Origin of the sequence: Micromonospora lutea (assembly GCF_016863535.1) — a bacterium.
GTDB lineage: Bacteria > Actinomycetota > Actinomycetes > Mycobacteriales > Micromonosporaceae > Micromonospora > Micromonospora lutea.
This window is the reverse complement of record NZ_BOPB01000003.1, coordinates 217169-237450: the sequence shown is the minus strand read 5'-3', so window position 1 is coordinate 237450 and position 20282 is coordinate 217169. Positions and strand designations below refer to the sequence as shown.

The 20282-nt window shown below is 70.8% G+C and carries 24 protein-coding genes; 15 read left to right on the top strand and 9 right to left on the bottom strand.

What is annotated here, in order from left to right:
- Positions 1–409: DUF899 family protein (locus Vlu01_RS04855; protein WP_203994458.1), on the top strand; the 409-nt coding region annotated here is incomplete at its 5' end.
- Positions 410–505: 96 nt separating this feature from the next.
- Here the strand turns inward: Vlu01_RS04855 and Vlu01_RS04850 are convergent.
- Positions 506–1168 (bottom strand): LamG domain-containing protein, encoded by a 663-nt coding sequence (locus Vlu01_RS04850; protein WP_203994457.1) that lies wholly within the window; start codon positions 1166–1168, stop codon positions 506–508.
- Between the two features lie 545 nt (positions 1169–1713).
- Between Vlu01_RS04850 and Vlu01_RS04845 the strand changes: the two genes are divergently transcribed.
- Together Vlu01_RS04845 and Vlu01_RS04840 are read left to right on the top strand one after the other, a co-directional pair.
- Positions 1714–2079: a hypothetical protein gene (locus Vlu01_RS04845; RefSeq protein WP_203994455.1), complete on the top strand. Its 366-nt coding sequence runs from the start codon at positions 1714–1716 to the stop codon at positions 2077–2079.
- A 48-nt stretch (positions 2080–2127) separates the two neighbouring features.
- On the top strand, positions 2128–2580 hold the full coding sequence (locus tag Vlu01_RS04840; protein WP_203994454.1) for a GNAT family N-acetyltransferase: 453 nt from the start codon (positions 2128–2130) through the stop codon (positions 2578–2580).
- Here Vlu01_RS04840 and Vlu01_RS04835 read toward each other — a convergent pair.
- Positions 2570–2854: a hypothetical protein gene (locus Vlu01_RS04835; RefSeq protein WP_203994453.1), complete on the bottom strand. Its 285-nt coding sequence runs from the start codon at positions 2852–2854 to the stop codon at positions 2570–2572. The two genes, Vlu01_RS04840 and Vlu01_RS04835, sit on opposite strands and share 11 nt — an antisense overlap.
- Positions 2851–3066, bottom strand: coding sequence for a hypothetical protein (locus tag Vlu01_RS04830; RefSeq protein ID WP_203994452.1), 216 nt, complete (start codon positions 3064–3066; stop codon positions 2851–2853). Before Vlu01_RS04830 ends, Vlu01_RS04835 begins: the two co-directional genes overlap by 4 nt.
- 178 nt (positions 3067–3244) lie before the next feature.
- Here Vlu01_RS04830 and Vlu01_RS04825 point away from each other — a divergent pair, with 178 nt between their 5' ends.
- Genes Vlu01_RS04825 through Vlu01_RS04815 form a run of 3 tightly spaced genes read left to right on the top strand, consistent with a single transcriptional unit; the run spans position 3245 to position 4662 of the window.
- Entirely contained in the window at positions 3245–4123 is an 879-nt protein-coding gene (locus Vlu01_RS04825) for a helix-turn-helix domain-containing protein (RefSeq protein ID WP_203994450.1), read from the top strand.
- Positions 4116–4310, top strand: a complete 195-nt coding sequence (locus tag Vlu01_RS04820; protein ID WP_203994449.1) for a DUF397 domain-containing protein — start codon at positions 4116–4118, stop codon at positions 4308–4310. Before Vlu01_RS04825 ends, Vlu01_RS04820 begins: the two co-directional genes overlap by 8 nt.
- 58 nt (positions 4311–4368) lie before the next feature.
- Positions 4369–4662, top strand: coding sequence for a hypothetical protein (locus Vlu01_RS04815; protein ID WP_203994447.1), 294 nt, complete (start codon positions 4369–4371; stop codon positions 4660–4662).
- Positions 4663–4665: 3 nt separating this feature from the next.
- Here the strand turns inward: Vlu01_RS04815 and ligD are convergent, their stop codons facing one another.
- Positions 4666–5691, bottom strand: a complete 1026-nt coding sequence (gene ligD, locus Vlu01_RS04810; protein ID WP_203994444.1) for a non-homologous end-joining DNA ligase — start codon at positions 5689–5691, stop codon at positions 4666–4668.
- Positions 5692–5739: 48 nt separating this feature from the next.
- Between ligD and msrB the strand changes: the two genes are divergently transcribed.
- Entirely contained in the window at positions 5740–6150 is a 411-nt protein-coding gene (gene msrB / locus Vlu01_RS04805) for a peptide-methionine (R)-S-oxide reductase MsrB (RefSeq protein WP_203994441.1), read from the top strand.
- 51 nt (positions 6151–6201) lie between these two features.
- On the opposite strand, the gene Vlu01_RS04800 is transcribed toward msrB, so the two are convergent.
- Together Vlu01_RS04800 and Vlu01_RS04795 are read right to left on the bottom strand one after the other, a co-directional pair.
- Complete coding sequence (locus tag Vlu01_RS04800; protein WP_239095694.1) at positions 6202–6891, bottom strand: DUF305 domain-containing protein; 690 nt, start codon at positions 6889–6891, stop codon at positions 6202–6204.
- A complete protein-coding gene (locus Vlu01_RS04795) occupies positions 6876–7637 on the bottom strand; it encodes a lytic polysaccharide monooxygenase (RefSeq protein WP_203994438.1) in 762 nt (253 codons plus the stop codon). The genes Vlu01_RS04800 and Vlu01_RS04795 overlap by 16 nt, the downstream gene beginning before the upstream one ends.
- Before the next feature lie 153 nt (positions 7638–7790).
- On the opposite strand from Vlu01_RS04795, the gene Vlu01_RS04790 reads away from it, so the two are divergent.
- From Vlu01_RS04790 to Vlu01_RS04775, 4 genes are all read left to right on the top strand, one after another.
- Positions 7791–8051, top strand: coding sequence for a metallothionein (locus Vlu01_RS04790; protein WP_203994429.1), 261 nt, complete (start codon positions 7791–7793; stop codon positions 8049–8051).
- A 112-nt stretch (positions 8052–8163) separates the two neighbouring features.
- Positions 8164–8607, top strand: a complete 444-nt coding sequence (locus Vlu01_RS04785; protein ID WP_203994427.1) for a GNAT family N-acetyltransferase — start codon at positions 8164–8166, stop codon at positions 8605–8607.
- Positions 8608–8809: 202 nt separating this feature from the next.
- Entirely contained in the window at positions 8810–9895 is a 1086-nt protein-coding gene (locus Vlu01_RS04780; protein WP_203994426.1) for a lytic polysaccharide monooxygenase auxiliary activity family 9 protein, read from the top strand.
- Between the two features lie 233 nt (positions 9896–10128).
- The gene (locus tag Vlu01_RS04775) at positions 10129–11226 is read left to right on the top strand and encodes a lytic polysaccharide monooxygenase auxiliary activity family 9 protein (RefSeq protein ID WP_203994411.1); all 1098 of its coding nucleotides are present in this window, start codon (positions 10129–10131) and stop codon (positions 11224–11226) included.
- A gap of 121 nt (positions 11227–11347) precedes the next feature.
- Here the strand turns inward: Vlu01_RS04775 and hemQ are convergent, their stop codons facing one another.
- From hemQ to hemE, 3 genes are read right to left on the bottom strand one after another with little or no spacing between them, the layout of a single operon-like run.
- The gene (hemQ, locus tag Vlu01_RS04770; RefSeq protein ID WP_203994402.1) at positions 11348–12049 is read right to left on the bottom strand and encodes a hydrogen peroxide-dependent heme synthase; all 702 of its coding nucleotides are present in this window, start codon (positions 12047–12049) and stop codon (positions 11348–11350) included.
- Complete coding sequence (gene hemG / locus Vlu01_RS04765) at positions 12046–13455, bottom strand: protoporphyrinogen oxidase (RefSeq protein WP_203994400.1); 1410 nt, start codon at positions 13453–13455, stop codon at positions 12046–12048. The genes hemQ and hemG overlap by 4 nt, the downstream gene beginning before the upstream one ends.
- A 4-nt stretch (positions 13456–13459) precedes the next feature.
- On the bottom strand, positions 13460–14557 hold the full coding sequence (hemE, locus tag Vlu01_RS04760) for a uroporphyrinogen decarboxylase (protein ID WP_203994382.1): 1098 nt from the start codon (positions 14555–14557) through the stop codon (positions 13460–13462).
- A 216-nt stretch (positions 14558–14773) separates the two neighbouring features.
- Between hemE and Vlu01_RS04755 the strand changes: the two genes are divergently transcribed.
- The 4 genes from Vlu01_RS04755 (at position 14774) to Vlu01_RS04740 (ending at position 20227) form a co-directional block, all read left to right on the top strand.
- The gene (locus Vlu01_RS04755; protein ID WP_203994379.1) at positions 14774–15346 is read left to right on the top strand and encodes a DUF3000 domain-containing protein; all 573 of its coding nucleotides are present in this window, start codon (positions 14774–14776) and stop codon (positions 15344–15346) included.
- Positions 15347–15488: 142 nt separating this feature from the next.
- On the top strand, positions 15489–16811 hold the full coding sequence (locus Vlu01_RS04750) for a ribonuclease D (RefSeq protein WP_203994378.1): 1323 nt from the start codon (positions 15489–15491) through the stop codon (positions 16809–16811).
- A gap of 156 nt (positions 16812–16967) precedes the next feature.
- Entirely contained in the window at positions 16968–18161 is a 1194-nt protein-coding gene (locus Vlu01_RS04745; protein ID WP_203994368.1) for a thiolase family protein, read from the top strand.
- Entirely contained in the window at positions 18158–20227 is a 2070-nt protein-coding gene (locus tag Vlu01_RS04740) for a 3-hydroxyacyl-CoA dehydrogenase NAD-binding domain-containing protein (RefSeq protein ID WP_203994365.1), read from the top strand. The genes Vlu01_RS04745 and Vlu01_RS04740 overlap by 4 nt, the downstream gene beginning before the upstream one ends.
- The last annotated feature ends 55 nt before the right edge of the window (positions 20228–20282 follow it).

The window sequence follows — 20282 nt, the reverse complement described above, 5'->3', positions numbered from 1 at the left end:
CTACCTGGAGGCACGGGGCATCAGGTTCGCGGTCTTCGCCGAGGGACCGTACGAGGAGATCGCACCGTTCCGCGAGTTCATGGGCTACCTCCACCCGTGGTACTCGACGTACGGCATCGACGAGCCCGCGGTGGCCGGCGGCGGCAACATCGCCTGCTACCTGCGCCAGGGTGACCGGGTGTTCCTCACCTACGAGACGACCGGACGCGGCGTCGAGGCGATCATGGGCTCGCTCCAGCTGCTCGACATGACGGCCTACGGACGACAGGAAGCCTGGGAGGACTCCCCAGACGGCTGGCCGCAGGCCGACCCTTCGTACAGCTGGTGGCGCAAGGACGGCCGCCCGGTAGCCCAGTGGACCCGCCCCGGCGTCACGCCCGTCCAGTCGGACCAGCACCACTGCCACTGACTGCCGCTCGTACCGTTGCCACCTGACTCAGGCCACCTGGGCCTGATCGAAGTCCCTGGGCGCTCCGTAGGCGGCCCAGGGACTTCGACATGATCCCTAGGCCGCGGCGTAGTCGGCGATGCGGTCGGGATGGAGGGTGGACGCCCACAGTTGCACGTTGTCGACGACGCCCCCGAGCGGCGACCATCGCTTTCCCTTGGTGGTGCCGGCGCAGCCAATCAACGTGGGTCCACCCGCCATCCACGGCGAGGGCGGAGCATCAGCCTCACCCTGCAGCACGCCATCGACGTAGAGACGCACCTTGCCCGCCGGGACGTCGTACACCCCGGCCAGGAAAGTCCACCGTCCGAGCTCCGGCGGCTGCTGCGACCTGACCTTGTGCCAGGTCGGTGAAGCACCCTTCCCCGTCGACGGGAGGCCGAACTGCCAACGGTCAGTTCCGGCGTGATACCTGAGGTGGAATCCGGCCCGCTTCGCGGCGGCCTGCGACAACACAGTGTGATTTGCGGTGGTCTGCTCAAGCATGACCCACGCGGCGACCGTGAACGACGCATCGGTTCGCACCACCGGGCCAGCCGTCTCCGCGCAGGAGTCGTTCGCGAGTTCCAGGCGCAATGCGCTTTCCCGCCCGTATCCGCGATCCCGCGCCCAGCTGTACGAGCCGGCGATGGTCAGGTCATGGCCATTGCCCGTCCAGTCAGTCAAATAGGTAGCAAACCCGCTGGCCGGCCCGTCCAAGGGCCACATGGCCAGCGTCACGGCTGGGTCGTCATCCGGCGCAGGTTCGTCAGTCGCAGCACGTGCGGGTGACCCACCAACCTGAAGCAGAACCGAGAGGACAGTGCCGGCCACAACGGACGAAAGCCAGGCAGGGCGAATCGACGGCACAGCCGCACCCCCGTGAAGACGTGATCAAAATCGAGGACTCAACATACAGAAGGATCCATCAGGTTCGCCAGAGCGAAAGCGACGCGTGGATGGCCCACTGCAAGCCTCCAGTTGCTTGCTCACGAGCGTCGGGCTTGGTTCTTCGTACCAGTTCGGTAATCCGCCACGGCGAGACGTGAGCAGCCCATACCCGCACCAGCCGGCATGTCGCCGAGGAGGAACGTGGACATAGCGGATCTAATGGATCCGTGCTAAGGATCGACGTCCTCGCTACCGGGTTGTTGCTGGCATTGACCGGCTGCACCGCCAGCCCTCGCATACCTACCAGCGCCGAACAGGCACCTGGGACCTCGTCGGACCAGCCTTCACGAACGCCGGAACCGACGGCTGCCCCGGCGGCCGATAGCGGCCGAGTGTTGGACGGTGACGGTTACCGGACCCTGGTCGCCGGTGCCACGTACGACTTTCTCGCGGCGATGCACGGTCGAGTGGCCGTCGGCGATGGCGGCTGTCTGATCCTGCAGGGCCAAGGAGGGGCCGCAGCGGTGGTGGCCTGGCCGCCGGGCACAACGTTGCTTCCGAACGGCCGGGTGGGCGTACGCGTGCCTGACGTCGGAGAAATCGTCGTGGGTGATCGGGTTGACGGCAGCGGCGGATTCTTCGAGGCTCCGCTCACCGAGGACGACCCGCCGGGACACCTGCCGTCCATGCCCGCCGGGTGCGGAGCCGCTGGCACCGCCGTAGCGGTGATCGGAAGCGTCACCCGGCACAGCGACAGTTGACGGTGCTCTGCCGCACATCGGGGCGCGCCGTTGTGGGACGCTCGCGGGATGAGTGAGGTGATCTTCCGTGACGCGGTCCGGGCCGACCTGCCGGCCATACTCGACCTGCTCGCCGACGACATGCTGGGGCGTACCCGTGACGTCGGCGAGGTCGACGCCACGTACGAGAAGGCGTTCGCGGAGATCACCGCCGACCCGCGCAACCAGCTCGTGGTCGGCGAGGCGGGGGGTGAACTGCTCGGCTGCATGCAGCTCACCTACATCCCCGGGCTCGGCCGGCACGGCACCGAGCGACAGTTGATCGAATCGGTTCGGGTCCGCTCGGATCAGCGCGGACGGGGCCTGGGCCGGCAGATGATGACGTGGGCGATCGACCAGGCGCGGCAGCGCGGCTGTGGCCTGGTGCAGCTCACCACCGACAAGAGCCGCCACGACGCACACCGCTTCTATCTCGGTCTCGGCTTCGTCGCCAGCCACGAGGGTATGAAGCTCAGTCTCTGACACCGGCGGACGGGGGCCCTGCCAGCCTGGGTCGCCCCACGTCGCACCCGAGGATCGTGGCCCAGAAGGTCGTCAGCGTCGCCAGACTCGACCCGTGGGTCAAGGACCGGGTGGACTTGCGGATCAGCCAGAAGTCCCCCTCGGGCAGGACGACCGCCCAGCCGATCGGGATGTCGTTCTCCGCCACGAGCACCAGCAGTTCCGGCTTGCTGTCGACCTCGATCTCGGGCAGGTCCGCCACCTCGACGGACCTGATCCCCTGCTCCGCGCTCACCGGTAGCTCCGCCGGTGGCATCGCCGTACGGCGTGGCGGGACCGCCACAGCCGGGCCAGCCGCAGCAACGGCAGCTGCCGCCGCAGGACCGCAGTCGGCGCGTTCCGCTCGGGTTGACGGGCGCGGTACGCACCGGCCCGCTCTTGGTACGCGGACCGTTGCACCACGTCGATCGGTGCGTCCTGCCGCTGAAACCATTTCCACCGAGCCACCACGAGCCTCCCGCCGAACACGCACCGACATTGCCGATGCCCGCCACCATCGGCCCGCGCTTCGCCAATCTGCAACGTCTCATCCGGAGATTCGGGATAAGAAATTTACGGTGTGTCATCTGGGCCTCGATGCTGTTCCAAACGAGACACTGGCTGCACCGATGTGAGACGGGGTGACATGAGCGACGTTGGGTCTTCGGTGCCACGGCGGCAACTGGGTAGGTTGCTGCGCCAGGCCAGGGAGGAAGCCGGCATCAACCTGGAGGCTGCCGCCGAGGCCCTCGAATGGTCGCGCGCCAAGATGTACCGCCTGGAGAGCGGACAGACCTCTCTGCGTACCCACGATGTGACGCTGATGTGCCAGCACTACGGCACCTCCGCCGAGCTGACCGAGGTCATGGTCAGCCTGGCCCGGGAAAGCAAGAGTCGGGGTTGGTGGCACGCCTACGGTGAGGCCATCCCGGCCTGGTTCGAGCTGTACGTCGGCCTGGAGGCCGCGGCGCGCCGCGTGCGTCAGTACGAGCCGACGCTGATCCCTGGGTTGCTCCAGACCGCCGAATACGCTGCGGTCATCTTCAGCGCCAAGGCTGGCCGGAGCCAGGACGAGATAGCGCAGAAGGTCGCGCTACGCATGGAGCGTCAGAAGCTGCTCGCTCGCCGCAGCCCAAAGGCTCCGAGCTTCGAAGCCATCATCGACGAGGCCGTGATCCGCCGCCCCATCACCGACCTGGACGCCTGGCGCAGCCAACTCGCACACCTGGTGAACGCCGCACAGCGACCGAACGTCTCGGTCCGGGTGCTGCCGCTGGGCAGCGGCCCTCACGCGGCATCCGTTGCCGGGTCGTTCATCATGCTGGACTTTCCAGCGGTCGGCACGCGACCCGCAGAGCCGTCGACTGTCTACAGCGAGTCGCTGACCGGCAGCCTCTACCTCGACAAGCCGACAGAAGTGGCGGCGTACGCCGACGCCTGGTCCACGCTTCTGGACCTTTCACTGAGCGTGCGCGAGTCTGAAGATCTGATCGGGACGGTTATCAAGGAGACCTTCGATGAGTGACCTGACCAACGCCCGGTGGCGCAAGAGCAGCCGGAGCGGCGAGGGCGAGTGCGTCGAGGTGGCGGACAATCTTGTCGGGGTGGTGGGGGTGCGGGACAGCAAGGACACCGGCGGGCCGGTGCTGCGGTTCGACGCCGGCCAGTGGCGCTCCTTCGTGGACGGTGTGAAGGGTGGCACCCCGAGCTGACGCTCGATGTGCGCAGGCGCATCGTCCGCCGTAGCGCGGGGCTGGTTCGATCATCAGCATGGACATCGTTCTGGCCACACTCCTCGCCCTGGCCCTCGGCCTGCTCCTCGCGCAGGCGCCGAGCCGCCGCGACGTCGGCCGCACCGCGTACCGGCTGGCCGAGCTGGAGCGCCGGCTGACCCTGGTGATGGATCATCTCGGCGTGGTCGACACCGACCCGCTGCCCCCAGCCGTCCGGGAGCACCTCGCCCGAGGTGACAAGATTAAAGCGATCGCGGAGTACCGGAAGATCACCGGCGCGGACCTGCTGACCGCCAAGACCGCGGTGGAGGCGGGCATCCCGCCCCGGTGACGGTCAGCGGGGGCGGTCGCGGTCCTTGGACGGCTGCACGCGTTTCGGTTCGCCGGGCATTTTCGGGTGGTCGGGCGGGTAGGGCAAATCGCCCTCACCGGCGGCGGCGTCCCGCTCGGCCCACTCCAGCAGCGGCGTGATGTCCCACCCGGCGTCGTCGATGCCGGCGTGCGGATCGCCGCGCTGGGCCAGCCGTTCCGGCACGGTACGCAGGTCGAAGTCGTCCGGGTCGACGTCGGGCAGCTCGTCCCAGGTGACCGGGGTGGAGACGGTCGCCCGCGCGTTGGCGCGCAGCGAGTACGCGCAGGCGATGGTGCGGTCCCGCGCCATCTGGTTGTAGTCGACGAAGACCCGCTCGCCGCGCTCCTCCTTCCACCAGGCGGTGGTGACCAGGTCGGGTCGGCGGCGGGCCAGTTCCCGGGCCAGCGCGATGGTGGCCCGGCGTACCTCGACGAACGTCCAGCGCGGCTGGATGCGCAGGTAGACGTGCACCCCTCGACCGCCGGAGGTTTTCGGCCAGCCCGGCACACCCAGCTCGTCGAGGATCGCGCGCAGCTCGCCGGCGGCCATCGCGGCGTGGGCGAAGTCGGTGCCGGGCTGCGGATCCAGGTCGACCCGTAGCTCGTCGGGCTGGTCGACGTCGGCGGCGCGCACCGGCCACGGGTGGAACACCACGGTGCCCATCTGCGCTGCCCAAGCCACATGGGCCAGGTCCGCCGGGCACAACTCCGCCGCCTTGCGACCGCTGGGAAAACTGATCTCGGCAGTCTGCACCCAGGGCGGCACGCCCCGGGCCGGCACCCGCTTCTGGAAGAACATCTCCCCCTCAATGCCGTCGGGGAAGCGCTGCAGGGTCGTCGGCCGGTGACCCAGCGCCCGCATGATGCCGTCGCCGACGCTGAGGTAGTAGTGGAAGACGTCGGCCTTGGTGAAGCCCCGCTCCGGGAAGATCACCCGATCGGGGCTCGACAACCGTACGGTGTGCCCGGCCACCTCGATCTGCTCGGCCGCAGCCTTCGTGCCACCCATTGCGCGACCATATGCGACGGGTACGACCTTCGGCGTACCGTTGACGTCGTGACTCTTCCCGACAGCGAACTGCCCCGCACCGAGGACGAGTGGCGGGTCCGGCTCAGCCCCGACGAGTTCCGGGTGCTGCGCGAGCACGGCACCGAACCTGCGTGGACCGGTGAGTACGTCGACACCAAGACTGCCGGTATGTACCGGTGTCGGGCCTGCGGTGTCGAGTTGTACCCGAGCGACACCAAGTTCGACTCGCACTGCGGCTGGCCGAGCTTCGACGACGCCATCCCGGGCGCGATCAAGGAGATCGAGGACAACTCACTCGGCATGCGCCGCACCGAGATCCGCTGCGCCCGCTGCGACAGCCACCTCGGGCACGTCTTTCGGGGTGAGGGCTTCACCCCGAAGGACACCCGGCACTGCGTGAACTCGCTCTCCATCCGCCTGGACCCGAGCACCACCTGACCTGCCTCGGCGACGGGCCGGGGCGGCAGGCCGTCCCGCGCCGTCGGGTGGTCAGCCGGCCGCCGGTCGGTCGGCCATCAACGCGACCTGAGCGGTACGCGACTGCTCCACCCGCCGAGCCAGGTCGAGCACCCGTGCGTCGGTACCCGCGGCCAGGTGCGCTCGCGCCAGGTCGGCCGCGGCCTTCTGGTGCGCGCTGAGCACCTCGATCAGCACCGTGTCGACCTCGCCGTGCGGGGCGTCGCGCAGCCGCGCCAACTGTTCGGGGCCGGTGCCGTGACCGGTGTGCTCGTCGGCGCGGGCGCTGCGCCCGGCCTGGGCCAGCCAGCCGCGCGCGGTGGCCAACTCGTCGGACTCGGTCGCCTCGACGGCGGCGACCAGGGTTCGCAGTTCGCTGTCGGTCAGTCGGTCCCGGACGAGCCGGACGATCTGGAGGGTCTGCTCGGTGTGCCCGGCGATCATCGACAGGAACAGCAGGTCGATGCCGGTCATCTCACCGGTGGTGCCCGGCGTCCCGGTTCGGGTCGTGGCCGCCGGTGGAGTCGCCTCGGCGGGCGCGGGCCGTCCGGACGGTGCGGGCGCGCCGCCGCACCCGGCGGCGAGCAGCACCGCGAGCAGGTGCAGCGGCAGCACGCCCAGCGCGGCACGCCCGGGCTGGTGGCGCGGATGGTCGGGCGGTACGGCGAACGGGAGATGCGGCCGGGTCCGGTCGCATCTCCCGTCGGTCAGACCTGGCTCCACAGCGCCGGTACGTTCGGCGGCTCCCAACCGGCGATAGCGGTGTGCGCCTGCCGGCAGCGGTAGGTGCGACCGCCGTAGGTGACCTGGTCCCCGACCGCGTACGCGCGACCGGCCGTCCAGGTGCCGCCGGTGGGCGGGTTGGTGGTCGGGGCGACCGTCGGGCTGGGCGGCGGGGCGGGCGGGTTGGTGGTCGGGCTCGGGCTCGGGCTCGGGTTGGGCGGCGGGTTGCCGCCACCGCCGCCGATCTGCAGGTCGACGCAGGAGTAGAAGGCGTTGGCGGTGTCGGAGATGTTCCAGACCGCCAGCACCTTCTGCCGGCCGGAGTAGCCGGAGAAGTTGACGGTGTGCGTCACGGTCGGGCCGGGCTGGCGTCCACCGCCGTCGAAGCGCGCGACGCGGGTGTTGCCGATGTAGTACTCCCAGTCGCGGGTGGCGTGCATGGCCGTGTTGACCCAGGTGAAGGTCACGGTGGTGCCGACCGAGGTGGCCGGCCAGCCACGGCTGTCGTCGTTGAGGACGGCGAAGTGCGAGATGTTGGCGTGGCAGTTGCGCAGCCCCTTGGGGCCTTCGACGCTCTGCGGCTCCCACCTGATCTGCCCGCAGTCGGGCACCCGGTTCTGGGCGCAGAGCGCCTGGCGGCTCGGTGGTGACGAGACGTAGCCGTGGGCCTGCGCGGGGGTGGCGACGGCCAGGGTGGAGATCATGGCGCCCGCCGCGACGAGCGGAAGGGTGATTCTTCGACGCATGGTGGCAGCTCCTTGTTCGGCGTGTTGCCTGGTGAGGTGCCACCAACATAATTTAAACCTTGTTAACAGTAAAGACCACTGTCTATAAAACACGAGCCACTCTGCGTCGTGGCGCAAGATGGGACAAAAGGTCTAGTGATGGGGGTACGGGGCGTGGCTACCTGCGAAGTCTGCGGCAACGACTACTGGCTGGCGTTCGAGGTGCGTACGGTCAGCGGCGACGTGCACACCTTCGACAGCTTCGAGTGTGCGATCCACAAGCTGGCCCCGATCTGCGAACACTGCGGCATCAAGATCTCCGGCCACGGGGTCGAGGTCTCCGGGCGGTTCTTCTGCTGCGGCCACTGCGCCCGGGCGGTCGAGGCGGAACGCGGTGCCGAGATCCGTGACGCCGTCGGCGCACGCCCCGCCTGACGATCACGCACCGCCCGACCAGCACGCACGGCCCGACCAGCACGCACCGCCACCGCAACCGCCACCGTAGGCACCGGCAAGAGCCCCCGAGCCACCGCACTAGCCTGGCGGCATGTCGGCCACACCCCTGCTACGCAGCGCCAGCTTCGCCGAGTTGGACGCCCGCACCTTCCACGACCTGGTACGCCTGCGGGTGGACGTCTTCGTGGTCGAGCAGGAGTGCGCGTACCCGGAGATCGACGGGCGCGACGTCGAACCCGGCACCCGGCATCTGTGGCTGGCCCACGACGGCGCTCCGGTGGCGTACCTGCGAATCCTGGCCGACCCCGACGGGGTGGTCAGGATCGGGCGGGTGGTGGTGGCGTCGGACGCCCGGGGCGCCGGGCACGCGGGACGGCTGATGACGGCGGCCCTGGCGGAGGTCGGCGACCGGCCGTGCGTGCTGGACGCGCAGTCGCATCTGGTCGACTTCTACACCCGGCACGGCTTCACGGTCAGCGGGCCGGAGTACGTCGAGGACGGCATCCCGCACACACCGATGCGCCGGACGCGGTGAACGACCCGAAACCAGTGCTGGAAGCGCTTCGACGACCCCTCGCACAGATTGCTGGAAATCGCTTTCCTCATTGACGAATGCCGATCTAACGTGCCATCCTTCCGGTCGAGTCAGCACGCGTGGGCACGCTGACAGCACGGGAGAGGGCAACTCCCGAGCGTCCGGGCGATGTCGAAAACCGACGACTCCCCCTGGGGGCTCCATGTCCAACTCACCCAGATCATCGCGGGCACTGTGGCTGCTGGCCATCACGGCCACCGCCACCCTGCTACTCACCACGGCACTGGTGAAACCCGCCTCCGCACACGGCTCGGTGGCCAACCCGGTCTCCCGCAACTACGGCTGCTGGCAGCGCTGGGGTGGTGACTTCCAGAACCCCCGGATGGCCACCGAGGACCCGATGTGTTGGCAGGCGTGGCAGACCGACACCAACGCCATGTGGAACTGGAACGGCCTCTACCGCGAGGGGGTTGCCGGCAACCACCAGGCCGCCATCCCCAACGGCCAGCTCTGCTCCGGCGGACGCACCGAGAACGGGCGCTACCGGGCGATGGACGTGCCGGGCGCGTGGCGGACCACCTCGGTCGCCAGCAGCTTCCGGCTCAAGTTCTACGACCAGGCCAGTCACGGCGCGGACTACATCCGGGTGTACGCCACCCGGCAGGGCTACGACGCGCTGACCACGCCACTGGCCTGGTCACACCTGGAACTGGTCGGCCAGATCGGGAACACGCCGGCCTCCCAGTGGCGGCCCGAGACCGGCGGGGTCTCCGTCGAGATCCCGGTCAACGCCCCCGGGCGCACCGGTCGGCACGTCATCTACACGATCTGGCAGGCCAGTCACTCCGACCAGTCGTACTACATCTGCAGCGACGTGCAGTTCGGCGGCGGATCCACGCCGCCGCCCACCACGCCGCCGCCGACCACTCCCCCGCCCACCACGGCACCGCCCACCACGCCACCGCCCTCCAACCCGCCAGCGACGGGTGCCTGCTCGGCGACGTACCGGGTCACCAACAGCTGGTCCGGCGGATTCCAGGGCGAGGTCCAGGTGACCGCCGGCAACGCAGCCATCCGAGGCTGGACCGTGCGGTGGACGTACGCCAACGGGCAACAGATCAGCCAGTCCTGGAACGCCACCGTCACCTCCAGCGGCTCGACGGTGACCGCCCAGAACGCCGCGCACAACGGCAACCTCGGCACCGGAGCCAGCACCACCTTCGGGTTCCTGGCCTCGACCAACGGCACGAACAGCACGCCGACGTTGACCTGCACGGCGACCACCTGACCCCGGGCGGGGCCGCGCTGCACTCCCTCAGGCGCGGCCCCGCCCGGCTCGGTGAGCGGTAGCCGGCGCCGCAACCCTGCTCCGGAGAGCGCTTCACGTTGACGTACGCCGATGATCCATGGCACGCTTCCTGCGGAGCCAGCACCACAGGGGCAACGCAGATCGGCCACGGGAGAGGCAACTCCCGAGCGTCCGGGCGCACTCGCGAACTGACAATTCCCTTGGGGAGCTCCATGTCGAACGTACTCAGATCACCACGCGCTGCCTGGCTGCTGGCCGTCGCAGCCGTCGCCCTGTTGCTGCTCAGCACCGCGCTGACCGCCCCCGTCTCCGCACACGGTGCCACGGTCAACCCGGGTTCCCGCGCCTACGGCTGCTGGGAGCGCTGGGGTGGTGACCACCTGAACCCGCGGATGGCCACCGAGGACCCGATGTGTTGGCAGGCGTGGCAGGCCAACCCGGCCGCCATGTGGAACTGGAACGGCCAGCTCCGCGAGGGCGTGGGCGGCAACCACCAGGCCGCCGTACCGAACGGCCAGCTCTGCTCCGGCGGGCGTGCCGAGGGCGGTCGCTACAACGCCCTCGACACCTTGGGTGCCTGGCGGACCACCCCGGTCCCCAACAGCTTCCAGTTGAAGTTCTTCGACCAGGCCAGCCACGGCGCCGACTACCTCCGGGTGTACGCCACCAGGCAGGGTGTGGACACGCTCACCAAGCCACTGGCCTGGTCCGACCTGGAACTGGTCGGCCAGATCGGCAACACGCCGGCGTCGCAGTGGCAGCGGGAGGTCGACGGGGTGTCGATCCAGATCCCGGTGAACGCGCCGGGTCGCACCGGCCGACACATCATCTTCACCGTCTGGCAGGCCAGCCACTTCGACCAGTCGTACTACCACTGCAGCGACGTGGAGTTCGGTGGCGGCACCACCCCGCCGACCACCACCCCGCCCACCACCACGCCGCCGACCACCACGCCACCCACCACCACGCCGCCGACCACCACCCCGCCCACCACCAACCCGCCGGTGACGGGTGCCTGCTCGGCGACGTACCGGGTCACCAACAGCTGGTCCGGCGGATTCCAGGGCGAGGTCCAGGTGACCGCCGGCAACGCGGCCATCCGCGGCTGGCGAGTGAACTTGACGTACGGCAGCGGCCAACAGGTCAGCCAGGCCTGGAACGCCACCGTGAGTTCCAGCGGCTCCACGGTGACCGCCACCAACGTCAGCTACAACGGCAGTCTAGGCGCCGGTGCCAGCACCACCTTCGGCTTCCTGGCCTCCGGCAGCAGCACGAACGCACCGACGGTGACCTGCACCGCGACCAGCTGACCCCGGGTCGGGGCCGCGCCGCACTCCCTCAGGCGCGGCCCCGCCCGGCCCGGAGTGTTCCGGTGTTAATAGGGGCCCCCTGTACTACGCCAGGCGTTAACAGGGGGCCCTTCCTTGCACCTCAGGCCAGGGCGGAGACGATGTCGGCGATCGAGCGGCGACGGCCGGTGTAGAAGGGAACCTCCTCGCGGACGTGCAGCCGGGCGCGGGAGGCGCGCAGGTCACGCATCAGGTCGACGATGCGGTGCAGTTCGTCGGCCTCGAAGGCGAGCATCCACTCGTAGTCGCCGAGCGCGAACGAGGCCACCGTGTTGGCCCGTACGTCCGGGTAGCCGCGCGCCTGCTGGCCATGCTCGGCCAGCAGTTCCCGCCGCTCGGCGTCGGGCAGCAGGTACCAGTCGTAGGAGCGGACGAACGGGTAGACGCAGAGGTAGGCGCGGGCCTCCTCGCCGGCCAGGAACGCCGGGATGTGGCTCTTGTTGAACTCGGCCGGCCGGTGCAGCGCCATCTGCGACCAGACCGGGGTCATCGCCCGGCCCAGGGCGGTTCGCCGCAACCGCAGGTACGCGTCCTGCAGGGCGTCGCTGGACGGGGAGTGCCACCAGATCATGAGGTCGGCGTCGGCCCGTAGTCCGGACACGTCGTAGGTGCCGCGCACCACCACGTCCTTGCCGGCCAACTCCTCGATCAGCGACTCGACCTCGGCGGTGATGTTGTCGCGCAGCGACGGCAGCGGCGCGCTGGCCCGGAACACCGACCACATGGTGTAGCGGATGGTGGAGTTCAGCTCGCGCAGCCGGGCCGCGTTGCTCTGGTCGGTCATGTCGCGGATCCTTCCAATGCGGTGATGATCTCCTCGGCCGCCGTCTCACCGGAGCGGACGCAGATCGGGATACCGACCCCGTCGTAACCGGCGCCGGCCAGCCGCAGCGTCGGATGCGCCGCCCGTAGCGCCGACCGGGCAGCGACGACCCGGTCGAGATGACCGGGGGTGTACTGCGGCAACGCCCCGCCCCAGCGCTGCACGTGTCCGGCCACCGGTGCGGGCAGCGGCGCACCCAGCACCGCCGACAGTTCCCGGTGCACGATGGCGGCGAGGTCCTCGTCGGGGCGCTGAAGTTGCTCCTCGTCGCCGTACCGGCCCAGTGAGGCGCGCACCAGGGCCAGCCCGTCCGACCGGCGCAGGTGCCCCCACTTGGTGGTGAAGAAGGTGGCCGCCTTGACCAGCAGCCCTACGGTGGCGGGCACCAGGAAACCGGAGAGTTCCGGCAGGGCCGGTTCGGGTAGCGCGAGGCTGACCAGCGCGACGCTGGCGTAGTCCAGCCCGCCGATCTCCTGCGCCGCTTCGGGGGCGACGTCGGCGAGCAGGCGCGCTGCCGGTCGGGCCGGTACCGCCAGCACCACCGCGTCCACGTCGACGTGCTCGGGGGCGCGGGTCGGGCCGACGGTCAGCCGCCAGCCGGTGCCGCTCGGGGTCAGTTCGCGTACCGCCGCGTTGCTGCGGATCGTCGCACCGCTGGCGGCCACCGCCGCGGCGACCAGGTGGCTCAGCCCGCCGTCGAGGGTGCCGAAGACCGGCTCACCGGGTGCGCGCGGCGTGGCGGTCTGCGCCGCGCGCACGGCGGCGAGCAGCGTGTGCTCCTCCCGGGCGGCCCGGGCCAACGTCGGCATGGTGGTCGCCAACGACAGGTCGTCGGCACGGCCCGCGTACACCCCGCCGAGCATCGGGTCGACCAGCCGGTCGACCACCTCGTCACCGAACCGCGCGCGGACCAGTGCGCCCACCGCGATGTCCTGGTCGGGACCGAGCAGCGGCCCACCACCGTCGCGGTCGGCGTCCGGGACGGGCCGGGCCACCGCCGCCACCTTCGCCAGATCACCGGGTACGCCGACCAGCGTCCCGCCGGGAATCGGGCACAGCCCACCGGCCATGGCGAGCGCCGCCTGCCCGACGGTCGGGTGCACGATCCGTCCCGCCAGCCCGAGCCGGCGGACCAGGGCCACCGCGGCGGACTCCCCGCCGGACGGGTCACGCATCAGGAACGACTCGGCGCCGAACTCGACCGGCCCGTCGGCCAGCTCGCCGGTGCGCAGCTTGCCGCCGAGCACGCCGGACTGCTCGTACACGGTGATGTCGAGGTCGGCGGGGGCGCGGTCGCGTAGCCGGACCGCGGCGGCCAGCCCGGCGATGCCGCCGCCGACCACCGCCACCCGCCGCCGCGTCGCCATCGGGTCAGTCCTGTCCGGCCGGCCGGGTGGAGAGCTCGTGCACCAGGGCGACGACCCGGGTCAGCACCTCCGGGTCCGTTTCCGGCAGCACACCGTGGCCGAGGTTGAACACGTGCCCCGGCGCGGCCCGGCCCTGCTCCAGGATCCGGCGTACCTCGGTCTCCACCACCGGCCACGGGGCCAGCAGCAGGGCCGGGTCGAGGTTGCCCTGCACGGCCCGCTCCGGCCCGATCCGCCGGGTCGCGACATCCAGCGGCGTACGCCAGTCGACGCCGACCACGTCGGCCCCGGCTTCACCCATCGCGCCGAGCAGCTCGGCGGTGCCGACCCCGAAGTGGATGCGGGGCACGCCGGCGTCGGCGAGCTCGGTGAGCACCGCCGTCGAGTGGGGCAGCACGAACCGGCGGTAGTCGGCCTCGGAGAGCGCGCCGGCCCACGAGTCGAACAGCTGCACCGCCGACACGCCGGCTTCGATCTGCACCCGCAGGAACGCCAGGGTCATCTCGGCCAGGCGACCGGCCAGCGCGTGCCACAACTCGGGCTCGCCGTACATCAACGCCTTGGTCTTCGCGTGGGTACGCGACGGGCCGCCCTCCACCAGGTAGCTGGCCAGCGTGAACGGGGCCCCGGCGAAACCGATCAGCGGAGTGTCGCCCAGTTCCTTGACCAGCATCCGGACCGCCTCGTCGACATAGTCGACGTCGTCGCGGCCGATCGGCCGGATCCGTTCGAGGTCGGCGGCGGTACGCACCGGCTCGGCCACCACCGGCCCGGTGCCGGGCACGATGTCCAGGTCGATCCCGGCGGCGGCCACCGGCACCACGATGTCGCTGAAGAGGATCGCGGCGTCCACCCCGTGCCGACGTACCGGCTGCAGGGTGATCTCGGTGACCAGGTCGGGGCGGCGGCACGACTCCAGCATCGCCACGTTGGCCCGGATCTCGCGGTACTCCGGCAGCGACCGGCCGGCCTGGCGCATGAACCAGACCGGGGTGTGCGGTACGGGCCGCCGGCGGCACGCCCGCACGAAGGGCGAATCGGCGGGCCCGCCGGGGCGGGAGTCGTCGTCTCGGGCGGCGGTGCCCGTGGTGTCGGTGGTCATCGCGGCAATCGTGCCACGCCGCCGACCTCTGGAAAGGAAGGGCCCCTTGTTAACTCCTCCGGTAGAGCAGGGGCCCCTTATTAACACCAGGGCCCGATAACGCCGAAGCCCGGTTGAACCCGTGCGGTCGGGTGGAGAACCGGTGGGCGATCATCGGCGAGTCGATCGTCGGCGCGCCTCGCGGCGGCGGCCCGGGCGGCGGAATAGGCTCGGGTCATGGCCCCCCCGATCGCGCTTCCCGACACGTTCGCCCGCGCGGTCGCGGGGCTCCGGTCGGCGACGTGCCGGCCGGAGATCCTCCTGGAGGAGGTGGGGGCGCCGCAGCGGCTGGCCCCCTACTCGTTCGCGCTCTCGGCGACGGTGTTGCGCGACGGCGACGAGGTGGCCACCGGGCGGCTGATCCTGCTGCACGACCCGGCCGGGCACGAGGCGTGGCAGGGCACCCTGCGGCTGGTCACCTACGTGACCGCCGAGCTGGAGGTTGATCTCGCCGCCGATCCGCTGCTGCCCGGAGTGGGCTGGACCTGGCTCGTCGACGCCCTCGACGCGCAGGACGCGGGATACCGGGCGATCGGCGGGACGATCACGCAGACCATGTCGACCCGGTTCGGTGAGCTGGCCGGCCCGCCCGCGGCCGGCGACATCGAGATCCGTGCCTCCTGGACACCGACCGGCGTCGACCTCGTCCCGCACCTGGACGCCTGGTGCACCCTGCTCGCCTCCACCGCCGGCCTGCCGCCCCCGGGCGTGACCGCCCTGCCGGAGCGCCGCCCGGCTACCACGGGCTGAGCCCAACCGACCCGGGGGCCGCACGGCGCAGCATCCGCCCGGCGCCGCCACAAGCCAGACCCGCTCCCGGCGAACACGGTCGGCCGACACGCGGCGAGGCGGGTGCGCGGCACTCGATCCACTCGCGCACTAGGGTTGTCAGGTGACCGACGAACCACCCCTGCGCCGTCGGGCCGCCGCAAGCCGTACGGGAAACGACACGCAGCACCCGCCATCGGCGCGGTCGGAGCCCTCGGACGCGGGGACCGAGCCCACCGACGGCCAGTCCGTGCCGCTGACCGCACCCCGCGAGGGCACCCCTGAACCAGTCGCCGCCCCGGAGCAGTTCGCCGAGGTCGTGGCGCGGTTCGCCGGCGGGACCGGACCGGTGGCCCTGGACGCCGAACGTGCCTCCGGCTACCGGTACAGCCAGCGTGCCTACCTCGTACAGTTGCGTCGCGCCGGTGCCGGCACCGTGCTGATCGATCCCCTGCCGCTGCCCGACCTGACAGCCCTGGACACCGTGATCGCCGACGCGGAGTGGGTGCTGCACGCGGCGAACCAGGATCTGCCCTGCCTCGCGGAGTTGGGGCTGCGTCCGCGCCGGTTGTTCGACACCGAGCTGGCGGCGCGGCTGGCCGGTTTCGAGCGGGTGGGGCTCGCCGCGCTCACCGAGCAGTTGCTCGGGTTCAGCCTGGAGAAGCACCACTCCGCGGCGGACTGGTCGAGCCGGCCGTTGCCCGAGTCCTGGCTGACCTACGCCGCCCTGGACGTCGAGTTGCTGACGGACCTGCGCGACGCGCTCGACGCTGAGCTGGCCCGACAGGGCAAGTCCGAGTGGGCGGCGCAGGAGTTCGCCGCGCTCGTGCTGAACGGGGCCCGACCGCCCCGGGTACGCGCCGAACCGTGGCGACGCACCTCCGGAATCCACCGGGTCCGAGGCGCGCGGGCGCAGGCCCGGGTCCGTTCCCTGTGGTACGCCCGGGACCAGATCGCCGCCCGACGGGACACCGCACCGGGGCGGGTGCTGCCCGACTCGGCCATCGTCGCCGCGGCCGAACTGGATCCGAAGGACGAGAAGGCGCTGCTCACGCTGCCCGGCTTTGGCGGCCGGTCGGTGCGACGGTTGGCCCGTACCTGGCTGGCGGCGCTCGACGACGCCCGGCAGTTGCCCGACGAGGCCCTGCCGGCGGCACCGACGGTGGAGGGTCCGCCCCCACCACACCGGTGGGCGGAGCGCGATCCGGCCGCCGCCGCGCGCCTGGCCCGCTGCCGGGAGGTGGTGCTGCGGGTGGCCGGCGAACACAACCTGCCCGCGGAGAATCTGATCTCCCCCGACACCATCCGCCGGATCGCCTGGCAGCCTCCCGAGGAGATCTCCGAAGCCACCGTCGCCGACGCCCTGCGCGACCACCACGCCCGCGAGTGGCAGATCGCCCTCCTCCTCCCCCACCTACCCACCGCCCTGGCCCCACCCGCCCCCTGACACCCCCCGGTGTGGGATGGGTTACAGGGGGAGGTGCGGCGGGGGTTATTACTGGCGAGTAGCATCGGGTAAACGCCAGTGCTGGCGACCTTCGTCCGGTCCCGCGTGCCGCCGGGCGGCGCGATGACCGGATCGTGGTCGAATAGGAGGCTCATCGTGCCCCGTGAAGTCCGGGATGTCGTCTTCGTCGACGGCGTCCGCACCCCCTTCGGCAAGGCGGGTGGCATGTACGCCAACACCCGCGCCGACGACCTGGTGATCCGCTGCATCCGCGAACTGCTGCGCCGTAACCCTCAACTGCCACCGGAGCGGGTCGAGGAGGTCGCGATCGCCGCCACCACCCAGATCGGTGACCAGGGTCTGACGATCGGTCGCACCGCCGCGCTGCTGGCCGGGCTGCCCAAGACGGTTCCCGGTTTCGCCATCGACCGGATGTGCGCCGGGGCCATGACCGCCGTGACCACCGTGGCCGGCGGCATCGCCATGGGTGCCTACGACATCGCGATCGCCGGTGGCGTCGAGCACATGGGCCGCCACCCGATGGGCGAGGGCGTCGACCCGAACCCGCGCATCATCGCCGAGAAACTGGTCGACCCGTCCGCACTGGTGATGGGCGCCACCGCGGAGAACCTGCACGACCGGGTCCCGCACATCACCAAGCAGCGCACCGACGCGTTCGCCCTCGCCTCCCAGCAGAAGACCGCAAAGGCGTACGCCAACGGCAAGCTCCAGGACGATCTGGTCCCGGTCGCGATCCGCGACGAGGAGACCGGCTGGGGCCTGGCCACGGTGGACGAAGCTCCCCGGGACACCTCGATGGAGAAGCTCGCCACGCTGAAGACCCCGTTCCGCCCGCACGGCAAGGTCACCGCGGGCAACGCGGCCGGCCTCAACGACGGCGCCACCGCCAGCCTGCTCGCCGACGAGGCCACCGCCCGCGAGCTGGGCCTGCCGGTGGCGATGCGGCTGGTGTCGTACGGCTTCGTCGGCGTCGAGCCCGAGGTGATGGGCATCGGCCCGATCCCGTCGACCGAGAAGGCGCTGCGCATCGCCGGCCTGACCATCGACGACATCGGCCTGTTCGAGCTGAACGAGGCGTTCGCCGTGCAGGTGCTGGCCTTCCTCGACCACTTCGGCATCGCCGACGACGACCCGCGGGTCAATCCGTGGGGCGGCGCGATCGCCATCGGTCACCCGCTCGCCTCCTCCGGCGTACGGCTGATGACCCAGCTCGCCCGGCAGTTCGCCGAGCACCCGGAGGTCCGCTACGGCATCACCGCCATGTGCATCGGCATCGGCATGGGCGGCACGGTCATCTGGGAGAACCCGAACTGGGAGGGAGACAAGTGAGCGCGCTCGCCGCACCGAACGAGGTGGTCACGAAGGCCCTGCTGCGCCAGGTGAACGTGCCGGGGCTGGACCGCCCCGCCGCCCTGATCACCCTGGACAACGGCTTCGACCACACGAAGCCGAACACCTTCGGCCCGGCTGGCCTGACCAGTCTGGACCAGGCGATCAGCGCGGCGCTCGCGGCCGAGCCGGCGTTCATCGCGGTCACCGGAAAGCCGTACATCTTCTGCGTCGGCGCGGACATCACCGGCCTGCCGATGCTGGCTGACCGGGAGCAGGCGCTGGAGATCGGCCGGTTGGGCCACCGGGTCTTCGCCCGGCTCAAGGACAGCGAGATCCCGACCTTCGCCTTCGTCAACGGCGCGGCGATGGGCGGCGGCCTGGAGCTGGCCCTGCACTGCCACTACCGGACGCTGTCCGGCGGCGCGACGGCCCTGGCACTGCCGGAGGTCTCCCTCGGTCTGATCCCGGGCTGGGGCGGCACCCAGTTGCTGCCGAACCTGATCGGCATCCCGGCGGCCACCCAGGTGATCATCCAGAACCCGCTGATGCAGAACAAGATGCTCAAGCCGAAGCAGGCGGCCGAGCTGGGCATCGCGGATGTGCTGCTGGAACCGGCCGACTTCCTGGAGCGGTCCCTGGAGTGGGCCGCCGGAGTCGTCCGGGGCGAGGTCACCGTGACCCGGCCCGAGGTCGACAAGGACATGTGGGCGGGCGTGCTCTACTTCGCCCGGCAGACGCTGGACCAGCGGCTGCACGGTGCGGTTCCGGCCGCGTACAAGGCGCTGGATCTGCTGGAGACGGCGAAGGACGCCGACTTCGCCACCGGCACCGCCGCGGAGGACGAGGCCCTGGCCGACCTGGTCTTCTCCGAGGAACTGCGCAGCGGCCTGTACGCCTTCGACCTGGTGCAGCGGCGGGCCAAGCGGCCGGCCGGCGCGCCCGACAAGGGCCTGGCCCGGCCGGTGACCAAGGTCGGCATCGTCGGTGCCGGTCTGATGGCCAGCCAGTTGGCGCTGCTGTTCGCCCGCCGTCTTCAGGTGCCGGTCGTCCTGACCGACCTGGACCAGGCGCGGGTCGACAAGGGCGTGGGTTACGTGCACACCCAGATCGAGAAGTCGGTCAGCAAGGGCCGGATGGACAAGGGCACGGCCGCGAAGCTGTACGGCCTGGTGTCCGGCTCGGTCGACAAGTCCGTCTTCGCCGACGCCGACTTCGTCATCGAGGCCGTCTTCGAGGACCTGAACGTCAAGAAGCAGGTCTGGGCCGAACTGGAGAAGATCGTCAAGCCGGAGGCGGTGCTCGCCACGAACACCTCCTCGCTGTCGATCACCGCGATGGCGGCGGAGCTGGAGCACCCGGAGCGGGTGGTCGGCTTCCACTTCTTCAACCCGGTCGCGGTGCTGCCGCTGCTGGAGATCGTCCGGGGCGAGCGGACCGACGACGCCACCCTGGCCACCGCCTTCGCAGTCGGCAAGCAGCTCAAGAAGTCGAGCGTGCTGGTGAAGGACGCCCCGGCGTTCGTGGTGAACCGGCTGCTCACCCGCTTCCTGGGCGCGGTCTTTGCCGCCGTCGACGCCGGTACCCCGCTGGAGGTGGCGAACCGGGCACTGGATCCGTTGGGTCTGCCGATGCGTCCCCTCGCCCTGCTCCAGTTGGTCGGGCCGGCCGTGGCGTACCACGTGGGCGGGACCCTGCACGCCGCGTTCCCGGACCGGTTCGGCGTCAGTGAGAACCTCAAGCGGATCGCCGACTCCGGCCAGCCGATCGTCGTCGATGACGAGATCAACGCCGAGGTGGCGAAGCTGCTGGTGGTCGGCGACCAGCCGCTCACCGAGGAGCAGGTACGGCAGAACGCGCTGGATGCGCTGGCGCAGGAGATCCGGTTGATGCTGGACGAGGGCGTCGTCGCCGAGGCGCAGGACATCGACCTGTGCATGATCCTCGGTGCCGGTTGGCCGTTCCACCTGGGCGGCGTCACGCCGTACCTGGACCGGACCGGCACCAGCGAGCGGGTCACCGGTCAGCGGTTCCTGCCGCGCGGCGCAGCCAGCCTGGCCGGCTGAGCAACGACGAGCGACACCGATGGCGGTGGCCACCCGACGAGGGTGACCACCGCCA

Excerpts from the sequence above, each read along its gene's own strand:
- Vlu01_RS04820 (WP_203994449.1), top strand. The coding sequence starts at position 4,116 with ATGAGTGACCTGACCAACGCCCGGTGGCGCAAGAGCAGCCGGAGCGGC.
- ligD (WP_203994444.1), bottom strand. The coding sequence starts at position 5,691 with ATGGGTGGCACGAAGGCTGCGGCCGAGCAGATCGAGGTGGCCGGGCAC.
- Vlu01_RS04755 (WP_203994379.1), top strand. The coding sequence starts at position 14,774 with ATGGCCCCCCCGATCGCGCTTCCCGACACGTTCGCCCGCGCGGTCGCG.
- Vlu01_RS04795 (WP_203994438.1), bottom strand. The coding sequence starts at position 7,637 with ATGCGTCGAAGAATCACCCTTCCGCTCGTCGCGGCGGGCGCCATGATC.
- Vlu01_RS04815 (WP_203994447.1), top strand. The coding sequence starts at position 4,369 with ATGGACATCGTTCTGGCCACACTCCTCGCCCTGGCCCTCGGCCTGCTC.
- hemQ (WP_203994402.1), bottom strand. The coding sequence starts at position 12,049 with ATGACCGACCAGAGCAACGCGGCCCGGCTGCGCGAGCTGAACTCCACC.
- hemE (WP_203994382.1), bottom strand. The coding sequence starts at position 14,557 with ATGACCACCGACACCACGGGCACCGCCGCCCGAGACGACGACTCCCGC.
- Vlu01_RS04775 (WP_203994411.1), top strand. The coding sequence starts at position 10,129 with ATGTCGAACGTACTCAGATCACCACGCGCTGCCTGGCTGCTGGCCGTC.
- Vlu01_RS04840 (WP_203994454.1), top strand. The coding sequence starts at position 2,128 with ATGAGTGAGGTGATCTTCCGTGACGCGGTCCGGGCCGACCTGCCGGCC.
- Vlu01_RS04780 (WP_203994426.1), top strand. The coding sequence starts at position 8,810 with ATGTCCAACTCACCCAGATCATCGCGGGCACTGTGGCTGCTGGCCATC.
- Vlu01_RS04825 (WP_203994450.1), top strand. The coding sequence starts at position 3,245 with ATGAGCGACGTTGGGTCTTCGGTGCCACGGCGGCAACTGGGTAGGTTG.
- hemG (WP_203994400.1), bottom strand. The coding sequence starts at position 13,455 with ATGGCGACGCGGCGGCGGGTGGCGGTGGTCGGCGGCGGCATCGCCGGG.
- Vlu01_RS04785 (WP_203994427.1), top strand. The coding sequence starts at position 8,164 with ATGTCGGCCACACCCCTGCTACGCAGCGCCAGCTTCGCCGAGTTGGAC.